Origin of the sequence: Alkalihalobacillus trypoxylicola (genome assembly GCF_001590785.1) — a bacterium.
Classification (GTDB): Bacteria; Bacillota; Bacilli; order Bacillales; family Bacillaceae_D; genus Alkalihalobacillus; species Alkalihalobacillus trypoxylicola.
Genome location: NZ_LTAO01000001.1, coordinates 371,485 through 389,305, shown reverse-complemented (window position 1 = coordinate 389,305; position 17,821 = coordinate 371,485). Strand labels below are relative to the sequence as shown.

Here is a 17,821-nt window from a genome sequence, read left to right as displayed (position 1 = left end):
CTCCTTTTTATACTTGACGTATATACGTTTTTTCTAATAATGATTCAATGTCTTGCTTTTGTGCCAGGTTTGCTGAAAAAGCAGTCGCACTTCCCGCGGCAATGGCAAATTGGAAACAGTCATGTAAGCTCCAATTTTTTTGATATCCATAGATGAATCCGGCTACGGTGGAGTCACCAGCACCAATAGAATTGATTAATTGACCAGTAGGAGCTGTTGCCAGTAACGTTACATTTTCACTAACGAACAGAGCCCCGTCTCCAGCGAAAGTGACCATCACATATTGAATGCCTTGTTCGACTAGTTGTTTAGCAGGTGCAATGGCATCTTCAATGGAGTGTATTTCTTGACCAACCAGTTCTGATAACTCATGGTGATTAGGCTTTATAAAAGTTGGTTTTTCTTGAATGGCATATGTGAGAGGGAGACCACTAGTATCAAGAAAAACATTCACTTCTCTTTTTCTTAAGGTTGCTATCCATTTTTGGTAAATCTCTGGTTCAAGTGCCGATGGAACACTCCCTGATAAAACGACAATATCTTGTTTATTTAATTGTGTTAGTTGACCGGTTAATTGATTAAGCTCTGAAATAGTAATGGTAGGCGACACACCATTAATTTCAGTTTCGACCTCACTCTTTACCTTTACGTTTAATCGTGTATCTTCTTTAATTCGAATAAAATCTGTTCGAACACCTCGCTGTTTTAATGATGATTGAATAAACTCTCCTGTGAAACCTCCAATAAAACCTAAGGCCACATTAGAAGCTTGTAAAGATGTCAATACAGTTGAAACATTTATTCCTTTACCGCCTGGTTCTTTTTGATCAGATGTAGCACGGTTTAGGCTGCCTACCTGTATCGATGGTGCTGCAACAAAATAATCCAAAGCAGGATTTAAAGTGACGGTATAGATCATACAGGTGAAACCTCCAAAGTTGTGTTTGTTTTTAATATTTTTACTAACTCCGCATTTTGCTTTTCTAACCATTCACTCGTGATGAGATTGACCTCACTAATGGCTGTAATTTTTGAAAAGGTGACATCACCGAATTTTGTATGGTCGGCTAAAACAAAGGTTTGCCGACTCGAGGCGATCGCCTTTGCTTTAATGTAAGCTTCCTCTGGATCGGGGGTTGTAATCCCATCCTCGACAGTAACACCGTTTGTTCCAAGGAAGGCAAAGTCAAAGCGGAAGTGAGCGAGAGTCTCTAAGGCATGACGACCTATAAAAGCATGTGTGCCTTTTTTAACATAACCACCAAGAACATGGGTTTGAATGTTGGCAGCTAGTAAAGCAGGGATATTTGACAAGCCGTTCGTAACGACTTCAATTTCCTTGCCTTTTAAAAAAGGAATCATTTCAAAGGTGGTGCTTCCAGCATCTAGAAAGATACAATCACCATCTTGAACAAAAGAGGCTGCTTTTTTGGCAATGCTTACTTTCTCGTGATGATTTTTGAGTGTTTTTTGTTCCATCGTAGGTTCTTCTCTTTTACTTGTGTAACGAGTAGCCCCTCCATGAATACGCTTTAGTTTTTTCTCTTGTTCCAGCTCTGTTAAATCCCTTCTTATCGTTGATTCAGAAGCTTTTGTGTGGTCAATGATATCTTGTATTTTTATGATTTCTTGATTTTTTAATAAAGATAAAATGAGCTCTTTTCGTTCGAGCGTTAACATAGTGAGAACCACCTTTGTTTATTTTAATTTCATAATACATTCATAATCAATCAAAATCAACCAAAAACTATCATTATAAATTTTGGTATTTTATTCAAGACAAACTAAGTGAATTTCATCATTGCTCTATAAGTGAATAAAACCGACCATTTATTATAAAAAATGTCTTTAATGTAAATGAATCAACTCGTAGATTGTAACGGTAGGTAGTGACTCCCAAAGGATGAGCGCAGTTTGAAGATCCACTCTGACGTAGTTCTGCGTAGTCAGAGTTAGCTGAAGACAAGCCCTCGGAAAGTATCTACTTAAAGTGAAAATCAAAAACCTAATCGTTCCGTTTGCAAGTAAAAAAATTTTTATTCAAATCGCAATAGTTGTAACCGAGCATGGTTGATACAAGTATAAATAGTTATAGTAAACGGAAGCCATTTGCGAAAATGTGGAGAGTACTTATTATTTAAGAGGTCCTATCGATGTTCGAGGTTCGGAGATATGTTGACCGTTTTGTTGGTTATGAATATATAACAATCACTACAAGAAAAGATTGAGCTGAGATAGAGCAGGAAAGTATTTTAATGAAATGGATTTGTTTTATTATAAGAACTGTTTATATGGAGAGGAAAGAAGTGAAATCAATAAAGAACTGAGGGCAGTTTCTTTCACAAATCTGCTCCTCAGTTTTTTAGGATATGCTATTTAGACGGAGCTTAATCTAATGCGTCTGTTGAACATCAGAATGCTAAACGAAACAATAAGCAAGCTCGAGCCAATTAATAGTAAATTAAAATAAGAGGTTGCGGTGTTAGGTAATGGATGATTCTGAGTTTTATCGCCGTTGGAGCCACTGGAACCATTGTCATTTGGAGCTCCAACACCTGGATCGCCATTGCCTGGATCGCCATTGCCTGGATTGCCATTGCCTGGATCGCCATTGCCTGGATTGCCATTGCCTGGATCGCCATTGCCTGGGTCGCCATTGCCTGGATCGCCATTGCCTGGGTCGCCATTGCCTGGATCACCATTGCCTGGATCACCATTGCCTGGGTCGCCATTGCCTGGATCACCATTGCCTGGATCACCATTGCCTGGGTCGCCATTGCCTGGATCACCATTGCCTGGATCGCCATTGCCTGGGTCGCCGTCACCCGGGTCACCGTCACCAGGTACTTCTATAACGGTTCCTTCTTCGAAATGAATTAAATTCATATTCGGGTAATAGGCGCTTAGAATGCTTGAGTAGTCCCAATCATTGAACTCACCAAGCTGATACGCACCAAATTGACTCATGCCTACGCCATGTCCGTATCCACCACCATAGAAAGAGACATGCTCATCTTCCAAGTCAAAACTGAAAAATCCAGAAGGTAAAATGGAAAAGTTGTCAAGTGGCATTCCATACTCACCTTCGCCTTGTTTAGCGCGATAAAGAGTAACGGTATCACCACCAGTATCTTGAGAACGTGGTCGAATCAAAAAGCGAATATTGTATTCTTTTAAAATTTGATAGGTTCCTGTTGTTCCTTCAATGATAAGGCTCATCGCCAAACCACCATCGCCACGCTCTGAAACATACATATTAACAAATTCACCAATTCCATCTTCAGGAATAGGCTTTGAAACAAATTCATCATTTTCATCTAACGTTAAAACGAAATCCCTTTGTGCTTCATATCTTTCAAAAATATTCGCATTAATTGTATTAGCTAATTCTTCGTGAGAAAGCTCAACCATCCAACGGAAGTACCATGATTCCCCATCATAAGATTCATAAGATAAATCTTTATAAAATGCGTTAAGAATGTCCTCATCTTGCGTATCAATCTCTAACATTTGTCCTGGATTATTCGGGTCAAATGTATGACTTTGTGAGATTAAATAAGGAGTGACGGTACCAGGAAACGCCCCATCTGCTTCTGACCAAACTTGATGCTTAGAAGCACCAAATCCACTGGAAGTAGAATAATAACGAGCATCCACTAATTGGTCGTTTTCATCCACCATCACAACGCCACTTGTTTCTAATACAGCTTGGGTAGAGGTAGGGTTTTCAGCACTATTATTATAGACTTGACTTAAAACACTATCATTAACAAAGTAACCATCTGCTGTGAATCGATTGCTAAAATAGTCACTTAATGCATAGGTTCTTGCAGCTACTGCTTGAGCTTTTAAAGCATTTAAGCCGAAAAATTCAGGCATTTCACTTGGTAAAACTTGAAATAGGTATTCCTCAAAATGAACATCGTTTATAATTCTTAATTTTCCATCTGTAGGTGAAGCAGTAATTTCAAAAACACCTCGATAATGAGGGATGCCTTGAGCTCTAGTAAATGACGTAACAGTAAGGCTAGGAAAACTAGATTCATTACTGTTTACTAGTTCTTGCTCCTCAATGGCTTCTACATATAGACGTTCTGTACTGTCATAAAGGACTTGTCCATCGGATTCAACAGAAATTGTACCGTTTGTAACTGTAAACGTCACATTTTCAGAGGCGGGAATGGAAAGGGATTCCTCTCCTTTTTTATCCAGAATCATTAAACCTTGATCTGATTGGACACTAAATACATCATGGTCAATAGAAGCAAAGCCTTGATTCATAATACCCACACGCATATTATCAACAGGTGTAGCTCCATCAATTTCGATTAGAACGATCTCACCCTCATTGTTGACATGAACGGTTACATTTTCAGCACCAACACGAGCATCTGCATAGCTTGCTGATTCTTCTGCATCATCAACGATTCTTATTACTTGGAAATCAGAAGCAAGGTTAAGTATTCCTTGTTGCTCTAACTCAAGAGAAGAACTGGTTTTGGACATAATTCTTTCCTGGAAGCTAGTCTCCATTGGTTCTTCAATAGGAGGTATTGTAGGCGGTTCTTCTATAACGGCATCATAAATATAATCCAAATCTATATTTTGATAATAGAGTTCTAGAATTTCTTGGTAATTCCAGCCAAGTCTTTTCCCAAGATCTCCAGCACCGTATTGACTCATGCCAACACCATGTCCAAAACCACCACCATAAAAAGTGACCGATTCTAATTGGTTATCATCTGTGAATGTATGCTCCAACACAAAAGATGAGGAAGGGAGTGTACCTAAATTATTTCGAGTAGAGCTATAATCTTCACTGCCACCTGGTGCTAGGTGTATCGTTGCATTAGAAGTCCCCAAGTGCGCGGCTGTTAAACTAGTCGTGAAACGAATGTTAAATTCTTTAATAAGCTTATAGGTACCGGCTGTACCTTCGATAATTAGCTCTGTAGCAGCACCTCCAGCACCGCGCTTAGCGACCTCTAAACTTATAAGTTCACCAATTCCTTCGACAGGTATTGGCTTAGAGACAAATTCGCCATTCTCATCCAAGGTTAAGACGAATTTAGGATCAGCGTTATAACGTGTGGCTAAATTAATATTATAGGTGCTCGTTAATTCTTCAGCTGTCAGTTCGATCTTCCAGCGATGTAAAGGAGAGTCATCTCCGTAACCACGTAACGATAAATCTCGAAAAAATTGCTCCATCTCTTCTTCATTGGCTGTGTCAAATTCAATGGGTTCCATCGTCACAGGATCATATATATGAGTCTCAGCCATTAAATAAGGGACAACGGCGCTTGGGTAAGTACCGTCACCTTCTGCCCATGTTTCGTGTTTCGTTTGGCTATATCCACTTGAAGTTGAATAAAAGCGAGCATCAATTAATTGACCATTACTTCGCATAACTTCACCTTTAGTGGCATCAACGGCACGGGTGGTCATATCATTTTCTGAGACATTGTTGTATACCTGACTTAAGACACTATCTACGACTTGATACCCATTCGCTACATGAGATGTTGAGAAGAAATTATTTAAGGCGTAGGTACGAGCAGCGACAGCCTGTGCTTTCAATGCTTCTTCACCAAAACTAGCTGGCATTTCGCTTGGAACAACTTGGTATAAGTAATGCTCAAAATTGACTTCATTTAGAACACGAAGCTTCTGTTCACTTGTAGACGCTGTTATTTCAAAGAAACCACGATAACTAGGTGCACCATAATTTCTTTGGTGTGAGTCGATCGTAATTTTTGCTTCTTCATCAAGTGAATGGACATATAAGCGATTTTCGGTTTCATAAATCACTTCATCATCTTTTTGAACGGTTAAAGCTGTACCATTATTTTTAATGGTTACCGTTTCATTTGCGGAAATATTAAAACTTTCCTCGGCTTTTTTATCACTTATAGTAAGACCGGCTAAAGAGCGAGCTTGAAATTGTTCATGGTCAAGTGAACCGAAACCTGTATTATGTATACCGACTCGGATGTTTTCAATAGGAGTATCACCGTAAATCTCAATTTTTTCAATCTCTCTTTGGGAGTTGACTTTGACTACGACATTTTCAGCTCCTACTCGAACATCAGAAAAGGTGGCTGCTTGAGGTTGTCCATCTTTAATTTGATGAACGGTGTAATTTGTGGCAAGAGGGAGAATTCCTTGTAATTCTAATTCTAAATGATTAGCTACTTTTGACATAATTTTTTCATGAAAGTACCCTGTAGTATCATCTGAAGAAGGTTCACTAGCAAAAGCTTGAGGCATATGGGCAAATAATAAAACAAAAACAAGAAATCCATACATCGACTTTGTAAGCGCTTTCTTTATCATATAAATCCTCCTTTAAATTCGGTTTGTTAATAGAATAGAACAAGATCCTCCTTTCTTATCAATTGGAATTCATTATAAGTTGACAATTTAGAATTTTCAACACATTATTTCAAAATAAATGATATTTTTACAAAAAATTATTTTAGTCCTATTCAATATTTCATGATAGTAGAATGTAGCTAAATCCCTCTAGTTTTAAAGACTTATTTAATAAATACAAAAAAAAGAGTTGAAAAAAAATCAAAAAAATGTGAAAATAGTATTGAAATTTGGTTTCGGAAAATATAATATAAAATAAAATTAAATTTCATTACACATTTACAGAAATTTGGTGATTACATGGAACTTGACCTTTCCGCATTAATGACAGAAAAGAGGAACGAGAGAACAGTTAATATCGATCAGCTTTCAACACTAGAAATTATTCAGCTAATGAATAAAGAAGATCAAGGTGTTGCTTTAGCTGTACAAAATTGTTTGCCAGAAATAGAAAAAGCAACCAATGAAATCTATCAAGCTTTGAAAATCGGAGGAAGATTATTCTATCTGGGAGCTGGAACAAGTGGACGACTTGGTGTTATTGATGCTTCAGAATGTCCACCGACATTTCGAACAGATCCGGAGCTTGTCCAAGGTATTATGGCAGGTGGGACGAAAGCAATTATCACGGCTGTAGAGGGAGTGGAGGATAATCCTTTTGAAGGGAAGAATGATTTAGTAAAAGCGGACTTTCAAAAAGGAGATGTATTAGTTGGTATTGCGGCAAGTGGTCGAACCCCATATGTATATGGTGGGATTGAATATGCAAATTCATTGGGAGCAACCACGATAGCTTTAACCGCTAATCAAAACTCAGAGCTAGGTAATATTGCTCAAATTGCTATTGAAGTCATCGTTGGTCCAGAAGTGTTAACAGGCTCTACGAGGTTAAAAGCAGCAACAGCCCATAAAATGGTTTTAAACATGCTTACAACCACGACAATGATTAAGCTTGGTAAGGTTTATGAAAATCTAATGGTTGATTTAAATGCTAGTAATGTCAAGCTTAAAGAAAGAGCGAAAAATATTGTGATGAATGTGACAGGTGCTTCAGAAGAAGTCGCTGAGGTAAGTCTTCAACAGGCGAATAACGATGTGAAAGCAGCGATTGTGATGGTCAAAGGAAATGTTAACTTTGAACAAGCTTTATTGTTATTACAGCAGAGTGAAGGGTTTGTTAGAAAAGCAATCGAACGTGCTTAAGCACATTATTAATGGTATTTCTTCTGATAGAAATTTTCTATTGGAATGTTATATAATCATGAAGCAAGTAAGGGGGATTCTTGTGAAAAGATTTAAAAAATCAATGATTGCAGGCGCTGTTATTGTTGGGATTACCGCTTTAACAGCTTGTGGGGGAAGTGATACTTCCTCGACAGATGTTGAGAACTGGGAAGAGTGGAAAGGAAAAATTACGATTTGGGATGGACCACGTTGGGAAGATGAGAATGAGAACAAATTCCACTGGATGGAAGAAAAAGTGGCGGAATTTGAAGAGAAGTATCCGGATGTTGAGGTTGAACTTATTCAACAGCCATGGGCAGAGCTTGGAGATAGTTTGAGTGTAGCAATCGCTGGGAAAAATTGGCCAGATATAGCTCCTATCGACATTAGTGGTGGAACGATTAGCTTAAATCATATTGAAGATGGTGTAATCGAGAACACAGATGACCTTTATACAGATGAAGAGTGGGCTGACTTCTTACCGAATGCAGTAGAAGCATATGAGCACGATGGACATATTTATGGTGTGCCAAATTCCATTAGTGTGCAAACCCTTCTATTAAACTTAGATCTGTTTGAAGAAAAGGGTGTAGAGCCACCAGTCGATGGCAAATGGACGTATGATGAGTTTATTGAGAAAATGGAAGCGTTAACGGGAGACGGTGTATATGGATTCTCCACATATATTATGCCTGGTTACTATGAAGCATGGCCATTCTTATTTATGGATGGTGGTTATCCGTTAAGTGACGATTTATCTGAGTATACGTTTGACTCTCCAGAAGCTATTAGTGGTTTACAAAAGCTACTTGATTTGAAGTTTGATTATGAAGTAGCTCCAGCTGAGATGGGAAGTAATGATGTCGGAGGTACTTTCCAGTCATTTGCTAACTTAGCTCAAAGAACGGTAGCCGTTCAACCTTGGGCAACATGGGCTATTAATTCACTACAAACAGAAGAGTATGATATGAACTTTATGGTTGCGGAGTATCCAACTGGTGATACAGGTGAGCCTGTGACAATTGGTGGAGTCGGTGGTTATGTCATGTTTAACCAAGGTGAAGATGAAGCTAAGAAAAAGATGGTTGGAGAATTCTTAAAGCATGTATCAAGTACAGATGAGCAATATGTAACAGCTCAGAATTATGGAACATTCCCAGCTAGAATTTCAGCTGCTGACATGGATCCTTTTGCAGATAATCCAGGAATGGCTGCGGCACAAGAATTAACAGAACAAGTAGTACCTGTACCTCGCCACCCTGAATGGGCAAGAATTGATGAAGCGATTCAAGGACATTTACAATTAGCGGCTAACGGTGAGAAAACAGCTCAAGAAGCATTAGAAGATGCAAGAACGCAAGTTGAGAGTATTATGGACTAATGGACTGTTATAGTCTAAAAGCAATTATGTAATTGAAGCTCTTCTTTCCAAAAAAGGAGGAAGAGCTTTTCCTTATTAATATAGTTAGGAGATGAGGAACGAGTGGACAATCAACCTCAAATCAATACATCTGAAAAAATAATCGTTCCGAAGAAGTCATTATGGGAGCGAATAAAAAAGAATAAAGTGGCCTATCTTTTTCTAATGCCTAAGTTGATATTCTTTACTGTTTTTATGTTTATTCCCATCGTTTGGGCTTTTGTGATTTCATTTCAAGACCGTGGCGTTTTTGATATAGATTATGTTGGCTTTAAGCATTACATCGATGCCTTTCAAAGTGAGGTATTCCGTAAGGCTGTTATGAACACTTTATTATATACGGTAGTAACCGTTCCAGCTTTTATTATTACAGCACTTGTAATTGCTGCAATGATTCATCCGTTAGGTAGGATTTCACAGACGTTTTTCCGTTCTGCCTTTTATTTACCAACGGTAACGTCAATGGTCATTATTGCGATGGTTTGGCGTTGGATGTATAACTATCGTTTCGGTATATTTAACTACATAATAGAATTCTTTGGATTTGAGCCAGTAAACTGGCTAGCTCAATCCTCAACGGCGTTACCTGCATTAATGATTATGTCGATACTTATACCTCCAGGTTCTGGAATTATTATTTATTTGGCCGCAATGAATAATATAAATCCTTCATTATATGAAGCAGCGGATATTGATGGAGCTACTCCTTACCATAAATTTATGCGGATTACTTTGCCAATGCTAAAACCGACAACACTCTATTTGATTATTATAAGTACAATCGGTTCATTTCAGGTATTTACGCAAATTATCATGATGACAGGTGGAGGTCCTGGTAATGCTACCGAGACGATCGTCCACATGATCTATAAAACAGCGTTCCGAGACTTTAATTTTGGTTTAGCTTCAGCTCAATCGGTCATATTATTTTTAATCTTAATGGGCTTTGCAATTGCTCAGTTTAGACTTATGAAGGATAAATAGAGAGGGGGATTATTATGCTGTCAAAATTAAAAAAACCATTTAGTATTTTTATCTTATCCATTTTAGCTGTCATCTCCCTCTTACCACTATATTGGGTATTTTCGACTGCTTTACAATTGCCAAGTTACCAAAATGAAGAGATGGACCGCCCCATTTCATACGTAGAATCAACACCGCCAAAGCTGTATCCAGTTGGAATTACAGAATACTTCTCACAGTGGCAGAAAAAGAGAGCGGCTGAACAAGCAGGTGATATGGAGCAAGCTCAAGTTCATGCTGATTTAATGGATGAAGTGGTTGAGAAAACCTTTAGTACATTTACGAAACTTTTTACAACCACTCCGATTTTCAAATGGCTCTTTAATAGTATATATATCGCGGTGGTGACGACCGCCTTAATTGTGCTCATAGATACGATGGCAGGGTATGTCTTTGCGAAAAAGAATTTCCCTGGAAAATGGATTTTATTTTGGATTATTATTGCTACCATGATGATTCCGGAGCAAGTAACACTTGTACCAACCTTTATTATTGTCCAAAATTTACAAATGTTCGACTCCCATTGGGCTTTAGTTTTACCAAACCTTGCAGCCGCCTTTGGGGTATTTCTGATGCGACAATTCCTTCTTTCGGTACCTGATGAGTTAATAGAAGCAGCAACAATTGACGGAGCAAACGAATGGAAGATATTTTACAAAATCGTTATACCACTAGCCATTCCGGCGATGGTAACCTTAGGTATTTTCACTTTTGTTATGGTTTGGAATGCGTTCTTGTGGCCAATTATAGTCATCAATAATGCGGATTTAATGACGCTTCCTGCAGGTTTAAAAACATTACAGGATGCCAATTTAACAAGCTTTAAGTATCTGATGACAGGAGCTACCGTCGCAGCAGTACCAATCATAATCTTCTTCTTGATTTTCCAACGTTACTTTATTAAAGGTTTGACACTTGGAGGAGTGAAGGAATAATGCCTTCAAAAGAGTGGAAATACAAAATCGGTCAAATGATGGTGTTTGGTTTTAAAGCAGACCAAACATCATCCCTTTCACCAGCAATAGCGCAGCTTATCAAGGAGTATTCTGTTGGTGGTGTTATTTTATTTGGTAGGAATATAGGAAAGCCTGAAGAGCTACTTGCCCTTACGACTAAATTACAAGCATGGGCCCAACAATCTGGTCATCAAAAGCCGCTATTTATTTGCACGGATCAAGAGAACGGTGCAGTAAGGCGTCTAGGTGAGGGAACAACTGTCTTCCCTGGAGCGATGTTGTTAGGTGCAGCAGATGATGTGTTACTTGCTGAAGAGATAGGTATGTTAACGGGGAAAGAGTTAAAAGCTTTAGGTATCAATTGGAATCTAGCACCAACTGTTGATGTGAATAATAATCCCAATAACCCTGTAATTGGTGTTCGTTCCTTTGGAGAAGATGCTAGCCGTGTTAGTCAGCTGAGCTGTTCATGGATGAAAGGTATACAAAAGGCTGGAGTCATTTCGACGCTTAAGCATTTCCCAGGGCACGGAGATACAGTTATAGATTCACACTTAGCCTTACCAACCATTCACCATCCTATGGAACGACTAGTGGAGGTAGAGCTGAAACCTTTTCAAACGTGTATCGATGCTGGTGCAGATATAGTGATGACTTCACATATCCATTTTCCAGCATTAGAAAGTAGGGCTCAAATTCCAGCAACCTTATCATATAGCGTGATGACGGAGCTATTGCGTAACCAATTAGGTTTTCGTGGTGTGACGACAACGGATTGTCTTGAAATGGATGCGATTTCAAAAACAATTGGAACAGCTCGAGGCGCGGTGGAGGCTATCAAAGCAGGTGTTGACTTAATTATGATTTCAAATTTGCCAGAGCTACAATATGAGGCACTTGAAGAAATTTATCATGCTTTTGATCAAGGTGAGTTAACGAAAGAAATGATAGAGTCGAGCTATCAAAGAATACAATTATTAAAGAAACGCTATTTAAACTGGACTGAACAAGATTTGAATTCATTAAAAATCCCACCTTTTGTTGGCTCTGAGCAACATCAGATAAAGGCTTTACAGGCTATGAAACAAGGAATTACGTTAGTAGAAAATAAGCAATTGCTTCCTTTATCGGTTGATGGAAATGAACGGGTTCTTGTGGTTTACCCTGAGTATTCATATTTAACAAGGGTTGAAGATCAACGATTTAAGATGAATGCTTTAAGTGAGGAAATCAAAAAAATAGATCGTCATGCTCAAGCATTTAAGATCCCGTTAGAGGATTCAAAAGGGGATTTAGAAGGCTTGATTAAAGAAGCAAATCAAGTAGATGTAATTATTATAGCAACGATTTCGGCGGTTTTATCACCGCAGCAACAACAATATATTAAGGCGCTTTCTTCGTTAAATAAAAAAATCATTGGTGTCGCATGTCGTGTCCCTTATGACCGTTCCATATTTCCATATGTGGATGCTTTTCTAGCTACCTATGAATTTAATACTAGTGCACTACAAATCGCAGCACGAGTTATTTATGGCTTAAGCGAAGTACACGGAAAATTGCCGGTTACCATTAAAAATAGTCCAGAATAAAGGTATATTCTTGCATACAAACCCAACATGACGTTGCCCGAATCACTTCGATTCCTACAAATAGTAAAGTGTGGTTTTGCTCTTTTATTAAAGGCTAGTTATTCAATGTATTCTTTGTACAAGAAGCAAATAAACAAATGAGTTTTCTCAAACACCAGCGGTGAGAATGGGAGCCGACTCCTGCAGGAGGAGAGGGCAGGCTGAGATCCACCGGCAAAGCCGGTTAGCTCAGCGCCCGCCTGCGGAAAGCGAGCCCCATTCCCGGAGCGGTCTTTGAAAAATAGACATTGCTCTTAAAGTATTTGTATACAAAAACAATGGAGGTGCAACAAAAATGTCAATGATATCCTTACCTTTGCAAAAAGAAAAAGTATTAGCGGTTGGTTTGATGTCTGGAACGTCTGGAGATGGTGTGGATGCTGCACTCGTTGAAATTGAACATTCTGGATATGAGACAAAGGTAGCTCTATTAGCCTTTGAAACGTTAGAGTATGATCAATCGTTAAAACAGAGATTATTTGCAGCCTGTGATGTAAAAACCTCACGTGTTGATGAAATATGTCGGTTGAATGTTGAGTTAGCAGAGAAGATGTCGGAAGCCGTTATACTTGTAATGAAAGATACCACTTATCAGCTTTCAGACTTAGATTTTGTAAGCTCACATGGGCAAACGATTCACCATTTACCTAAAGAATTTGCCACTATGCAAATTGGAGAACTGGCGGTTATTGCAGAACGCACACAAACATTAACAGTTGGTGATTTTAGACCGACCGATTTAGCCGTAGGTGGTCAAGGAGCCCCTTTGGTACCTTTTGTGGATGATCTATTATTTAGAAGTACAATGAAAGGACGATGCTTGATAAACATTGGAGGAATGGCCAATCTTACCGTTTTGCCTAAAAGCTTAGATCGCTCTGTAATCGCTTTTGATACGGGGCCTGGAAATGTGCTAATTGATGAAGTCATTCGAATTGGTTCAAATGGCGCCAAGCATTTTGATGAAGCAGGTAACTTAGCTTCCAAGGGCAAAGTTAATCATGAGTGGCTCAAAGAAATACTAGCTTCTGATCATTTCTTGTCTAAGCCGTTTCCAAAAAGCACAGGACGAGAATATTATCACCGTGATATGGCGAGAGAACTTTGGGATGAAGGGGAGAAGAGAGGGTTATCATTTGCTGATATTGTGGCAACGGTAACAAGCTACACAGTTGAAACCATTGTCAAAACGGTAGAAGAGCAGCTTGACTCACATGTAGAACTGGATGAATTTTACGTTGGCGGTGGTGGTGTTCATAATTTATTTATCATGAAACAACTGTCTAATCGTTTAGGCCGCCCAGTGAAGGGAATGGAGGCTTTAGCCTTTTCGAGTGATGCCAAGGAAGCTATCGCTTTTGCTGTCTTAGGTAACGAATTTCTAAAACAGCAAACAAACAACACGCCATCGGCCACAGGAGCAAAAAAGAAAGTGTCGATGGGTAAAATAGCTTTCCCTTCAAAAAACTGAGTTCATCGATTGACTCAGTTTTTTCATTACAAAACATAGACAAATGGTATGTATGGCTCTTTTAACTGGGGGCTAGAAATGAACAAGGAGGATTGCTTAAGGATGAAGCTTCACTATCAATCACTAAAGCGTTTGAAGGTTCAAGATATGGTAAACCTATGGAATCAGGAAATGGGTGCTGATTTTCCTATGTCTGAAAGGTTACTTATTCAAAATAGTTTCTCTGATTGTAATTTATTTTTTGAAGGTTCCTACCTCACTTTAAACGAGCAAGATGAATTAGTAGGATTCATAATCTCAAAGATGTTCCAAGAAAATAGAGAAGTAAATCTTGGCCAGGATGTTGGCTGGATTCAAGTTTTAGTCGTTCATAAGGATTATCGTAATCAAGGGATCGGTTCAGAATTATTAAGAAAAGCAGAGGGAGCCTTTCAGAATCAAAATATTAAAGAAATTATGTTAGGACGCGACCCGTTTCATTTTTTCCCAGGTATTCCTGCAAACTATGAACAAACGATTCGCTGGTTCGAAAGTCAAGGATACGAGCTAAATGAGCCATATGGCCGCGACTATGACATGGTTAGAAGTTTTAAAGATCAAGAGGAAGTAACCCTCCCAGTTATACAAAATATATCTTTTACGATATTAAAGATTGAAGAAAAGGATCAGTTTCTACACTTTTTGAAGCAAAGCTTTCCTGGAAGATGGCAATATGAAGCCCATAAATACTTTGAAATGGGAGGAGTTGGAAGGGAGTTCGTAGTTGTGAAGAAAGAAGGATCAATTATCGGCTTTTGTAGAATTAATGATTTAAGCTCTCCTATCATCGCTCAAAATGTATACTGGAGTTCCTTATTTGAGCACAACCTTGGAGGTATTGGTCCTTTGGGAGTGGCAAAAGAAGAACGTAAATCTGGTTATGGTATAGCTGTTGTAGAAGCAGCCATCTATTATTTACGGAAACGAGGTGTTTCTTCGATGGTCATTGACTGGACAGGGTTAGTTTCGTTTTATGAGAAGCTAGGCTTTAAGGAATGGAAAAGCTATCGTAATTTACAAAAGAACCTGGGGTGAAGGAACTTGTTTGAAAAAGTCCGAAATTTTCTAGAAAAAGAAATACAATTGAACCATATTCCAGGTGCGACCCTTCAGGTTGCACAACAAGGTAAATTGCTACTACAAGAAACTTTTGGATTTCAAAGAGTATTTCCGAATAAAGAACCAATGAAAATAACGACCGTCTTCGATTTAGCGTCTTTAACAAAAGTTATCGCAACATTACCCGTCGTTTTAAAGCTGATTGAGCATGGAGATCTACATTTAGATGATCGCGTTTCATTTTTTCTACCTTCATTTTCAGGAGGGGGGAAAGAAGAAATTCGAATTAAGCACTTACTAACCCATACTTCTGGCCTTCCCGCACATAGACGCTATTATGAGAAAAAACTTCTTGTTGGTGAAATTATGGAAAGTATTTATGAAGAGAAACTAGTTGCACCACCTGGAAAGCAAGTCGTTTATAGTGATTTGGGATTTATTACGCTTTATCATTTGATAGAGAAGATAACCAGTGTTCCCTATGCTCGATTTGTTGAAGAGGAAATTTTAGCCCCATTAGAAATGAATGAAACGGGCTTTCATTTAAATTATGAAAAAACGAGGTATGCGGCAACAGAATATAGTGAGGAGCTCCGTGACTATAAGCAAGGTATCGTCCATGATGATAACACTGAAAGTATGGGTGGTATTAGTGGTCACGCTGGTTTATTCTCAACCGTAACAGACCTAACAAATTTTGCGGAGATGATTGAGCAAGGCGGATATTTCCGAGGGAAGAGAATTTTGTCAGAGCAGACATTAGCGGTTTCTCAAAAAAATTATACACTGTTTGACTCTGAATATCGTGGTTTAGGTTGGATATTAAATAGTCCAAATTTCTCCTCATGTGGTGATTTATTTTCAGAAGGAAGCTTTGGTCATACAGGCTTCACAGGAACGAGTATTTGGTTTGATCCCGAAATTCAACTAAGAGTCATTTTGTTAACCAATCGAGTTCATTTCGGGAGAAAGGATCCAATTATTCGGTTGAGACCACGTTTACATAATTTAATTGTATCAACTTTATAAAAAGGTGGGAAAAAGATGAGTAAAGTGACATTAGAAGAAAAGCTAGGTCAACTTTTTGTTGTTGGTTTTAATGGTAAAAAGGTGCCAAAAGAGATGAAAGAGTTAATTGAAAAATACCATGTCGGAAATATAATCTTATTTGCAAGAAATATTGGTACACCGGACGAAGTGAAAGCTTTAACAACAGAATTGCAACAAATAGCCGCTCGTTTTCAAGAAAAACCGTTATTAATTTGTGTCGACCAAGAAAATGGAGTGGTTCGTCGGTTAAGTAAGGGTACGACTATCTTACCTGGAGCGATGGCTACCGCGGCAACGAATCAAAGTGATTATGCATTTGAATTAGGGAGAATTTGTGGAGAAGAGCTTATGGAGCTCGGTATCAATTGGAATTTAGCACCTGTATTAGATGTGAATAATAATGCGGATAATCCCGTTATCGGTGTTCGTTCCTTTGGTGAAAACCCTGAAAAAGTGGCAGAGTTAGGAAGGAAGTCCATGCTAGGTTTGCAGGCTGGTGGTATGGTAACCACTCTGAAACATTTTCCGGGTCATGGTGATACGAATATAGACTCACATTTAGGTTTGCCAACGATCCCTCATTCGCTTGAACGTCTAGAAAAGGTGGAGCTAGTCCCGTTTAAAGCATGCATAGAGGCAGGAGCTGATACAGTGATGTCTGCTCACATTCATTTTCCAGTGTTAGAAAAAAATGAGGGTACACCTGCGACGTTGTCAAAAAGTGTTATTACAGGCTTGTTAAGAGAGCAATTAGGCTTTGACGGTGTCGTGACGACAGATTGTATGGAAATGGATGCTATTTCTAAGACCATTGGAACAGAAAAAGGAGCTGTAGTCGCATTACAGGCAGGTATTGACCTCATTATGATCTCGCATCGCCAGGATAGACAGGTAGGTGCGATAGAAGAAGTAAAGCGAGCGTTAGAAGCAGGAGAAATAACGGAAGAGGTCATTGATGCTGCCTATGAACGAGTGATGAAGCTAAAGCGTAAGTACTTAACTTTTGATGCAAAAGAAGCTATTAGCATTCAAGATACGGCTCAAGCACATCAACAAATCGCAGAAGAAGTTTATCAAAAAAGTATTACGGTTGAAAAAAGTCATGCAATCCCACTGAGTAAAGAAGAGAGCTTATTAGTATTGGAGCCTAAAACCCCACAATTAACCGGTGCTGAGGATTCATTAAATGGTGATTTAGCATTAGGAAAAGCTTTGAATACATTTTCAAATGTACTCGACATTCAGCCTTTTCCCCAATCATTAGACGGAATAGAAGTCTTAACCGAAAATCATCAAAAGATTATTGTAGGCTTAGTCTCGGCCACACAGGATCCAATGCAGATAAAGGTTGTTGAAAAGCTTGTTTCATTAGGAAAAGAAGTCATTGTCATCGGAATGCGTAGTCCTTATGATATTCAAGTGATACCGGAAAATGTGAAAACCTATTTAAATACGTATGAGTTTAGCTATCCTGCTCTTATAGCGGCAGGCTCCGTTTTGTTTGGTGATACAATAGCAACGGGCAAAGCTCCTGTGACTCTCACCTATTAAATAATCATAGCCTGGAGGTAACCGA

General features: G+C 38.7%; 12 protein-coding genes. 9 read left to right on the top strand and 3 right to left on the bottom strand.

Annotated elements, in window-relative coordinates; all coding sequences use genetic code 11:
- Positions 1-7 precede the first annotated feature (7 nt).
- From pfkB to AZF04_RS21485, 3 genes are all read right to left on the bottom strand, one after another.
- A complete protein-coding gene (gene pfkB, locus AZF04_RS01835; RefSeq protein WP_061947321.1) occupies positions 8-919 on the bottom strand; it encodes a 1-phosphofructokinase in 912 nt (303 codons plus the stop codon).
- Positions 916-1,680, bottom strand: a complete 765-nt coding sequence (locus AZF04_RS01830) for a DeoR/GlpR family DNA-binding transcription regulator (RefSeq protein WP_061947320.1) — start codon at positions 1,678-1,680, stop codon at positions 916-918. Before AZF04_RS01830 ends, pfkB begins: the two co-directional genes overlap by 4 nt.
- 696 nt (positions 1,681-2,376) lie before the next feature.
- A complete protein-coding gene (locus AZF04_RS21485) occupies positions 2,377-6,336 on the bottom strand; it encodes a SpoIID/LytB domain-containing protein (protein ID WP_061947319.1) in 3,960 nt (1,319 codons plus the stop codon).
- A 339-nt stretch (positions 6,337-6,675) separates the two neighbouring features.
- Between AZF04_RS21485 and murQ the strand changes: the two genes are divergently transcribed.
- From murQ to nagZ, 9 genes are all read left to right on the top strand, one after another.
- Complete coding sequence (murQ, locus tag AZF04_RS01820) at positions 6,676-7,578, top strand: N-acetylmuramic acid 6-phosphate etherase (protein ID WP_061947318.1); 903 nt, start codon at positions 6,676-6,678, stop codon at positions 7,576-7,578.
- An 82-nt stretch (positions 7,579-7,660) separates the two neighbouring features.
- Positions 7,661-8,980 carry a sugar ABC transporter substrate-binding protein gene (locus AZF04_RS01815; RefSeq protein ID WP_061947317.1) on the top strand — a complete coding sequence of 440 codons (1,320 nt, stop codon included), beginning with the start codon at positions 7,661-7,663 and terminating at the stop codon, positions 8,978-8,980.
- Positions 8,981-9,082: 102 nt separating this feature from the next.
- On the top strand, positions 9,083-10,003 hold the full coding sequence (locus AZF04_RS01810) for a carbohydrate ABC transporter permease (protein WP_052340019.1): 921 nt from the start codon (positions 9,083-9,085) through the stop codon (positions 10,001-10,003).
- Between the two features lie 14 nt (positions 10,004-10,017).
- Positions 10,018-10,977: a carbohydrate ABC transporter permease gene (locus AZF04_RS01805; protein ID WP_045479552.1), complete on the top strand. Its 960-nt coding sequence runs from the start codon at positions 10,018-10,020 to the stop codon at positions 10,975-10,977.
- Positions 10,977-12,587: a glycoside hydrolase family 3 protein gene (locus AZF04_RS01800; RefSeq protein WP_061947316.1), complete on the top strand. Its 1,611-nt coding sequence runs from the start codon at positions 10,977-10,979 to the stop codon at positions 12,585-12,587. The genes AZF04_RS01805 and AZF04_RS01800 overlap by 1 nt, the downstream gene beginning before the upstream one ends.
- Before the next feature lie 334 nt (positions 12,588-12,921).
- Positions 12,922-14,097: an anhydro-N-acetylmuramic acid kinase gene (locus AZF04_RS01795; protein ID WP_061947315.1), complete on the top strand. Its 1,176-nt coding sequence runs from the start codon at positions 12,922-12,924 to the stop codon at positions 14,095-14,097.
- A gap of 78 nt (positions 14,098-14,175) precedes the next feature.
- On the top strand, positions 14,176-15,171 hold the full coding sequence (locus AZF04_RS01790) for a GNAT family N-acetyltransferase (protein WP_235599898.1): 996 nt from the start codon (positions 14,176-14,178) through the stop codon (positions 15,169-15,171).
- Between the two features lie 6 nt (positions 15,172-15,177).
- Positions 15,178-16,224, top strand: a complete 1,047-nt coding sequence (locus AZF04_RS01785; RefSeq protein ID WP_061947313.1) for a serine hydrolase domain-containing protein — start codon at positions 15,178-15,180, stop codon at positions 16,222-16,224.
- Between the two features lie 15 nt (positions 16,225-16,239).
- Complete coding sequence (nagZ, locus tag AZF04_RS01780) at positions 16,240-17,796, top strand: beta-N-acetylhexosaminidase (protein ID WP_061947312.1); 1,557 nt, start codon at positions 16,240-16,242, stop codon at positions 17,794-17,796.
- The last annotated feature ends 25 nt before the right edge of the window (positions 17,797-17,821 follow it).

What these genes read in the sequence shown, in the direction of transcription:
- pfkB (WP_061947321.1), bottom strand. Translation starts at nt 919, where the DNA reads ATGATCTATACCGTCACTTTAAATCCTGCTTTGGATTATTTTGTTGCA.
- AZF04_RS01790 (WP_235599898.1), top strand. Translation starts at nt 14,176, where the DNA reads ATGAACAAGGAGGATTGCTTAAGGATGAAGCTTCACTATCAATCACTA.
- AZF04_RS01830 (WP_061947320.1), bottom strand. Translation starts at nt 1,680, where the DNA reads ATGTTAACGCTCGAACGAAAAGAGCTCATTTTATCTTTATTAAAAAAT.
- AZF04_RS01800 (WP_061947316.1), top strand. Translation starts at nt 10,977, where the DNA reads ATGCCTTCAAAAGAGTGGAAATACAAAATCGGTCAAATGATGGTGTTT.
- AZF04_RS21485 (WP_061947319.1), bottom strand. Translation starts at nt 6,336, where the DNA reads ATGATAAAGAAAGCGCTTACAAAGTCGATGTATGGATTTCTTGTTTTT.
- AZF04_RS01805 (WP_045479552.1), top strand. Translation starts at nt 10,018, where the DNA reads ATGCTGTCAAAATTAAAAAAACCATTTAGTATTTTTATCTTATCCATT.
- AZF04_RS01795 (WP_061947315.1), top strand. Translation starts at nt 12,922, where the DNA reads ATGTCAATGATATCCTTACCTTTGCAAAAAGAAAAAGTATTAGCGGTT.
- murQ (WP_061947318.1), top strand. Translation starts at nt 6,676, where the DNA reads ATGGAACTTGACCTTTCCGCATTAATGACAGAAAAGAGGAACGAGAGA.
- nagZ (WP_061947312.1), top strand. Translation starts at nt 16,240, where the DNA reads ATGAGTAAAGTGACATTAGAAGAAAAGCTAGGTCAACTTTTTGTTGTT.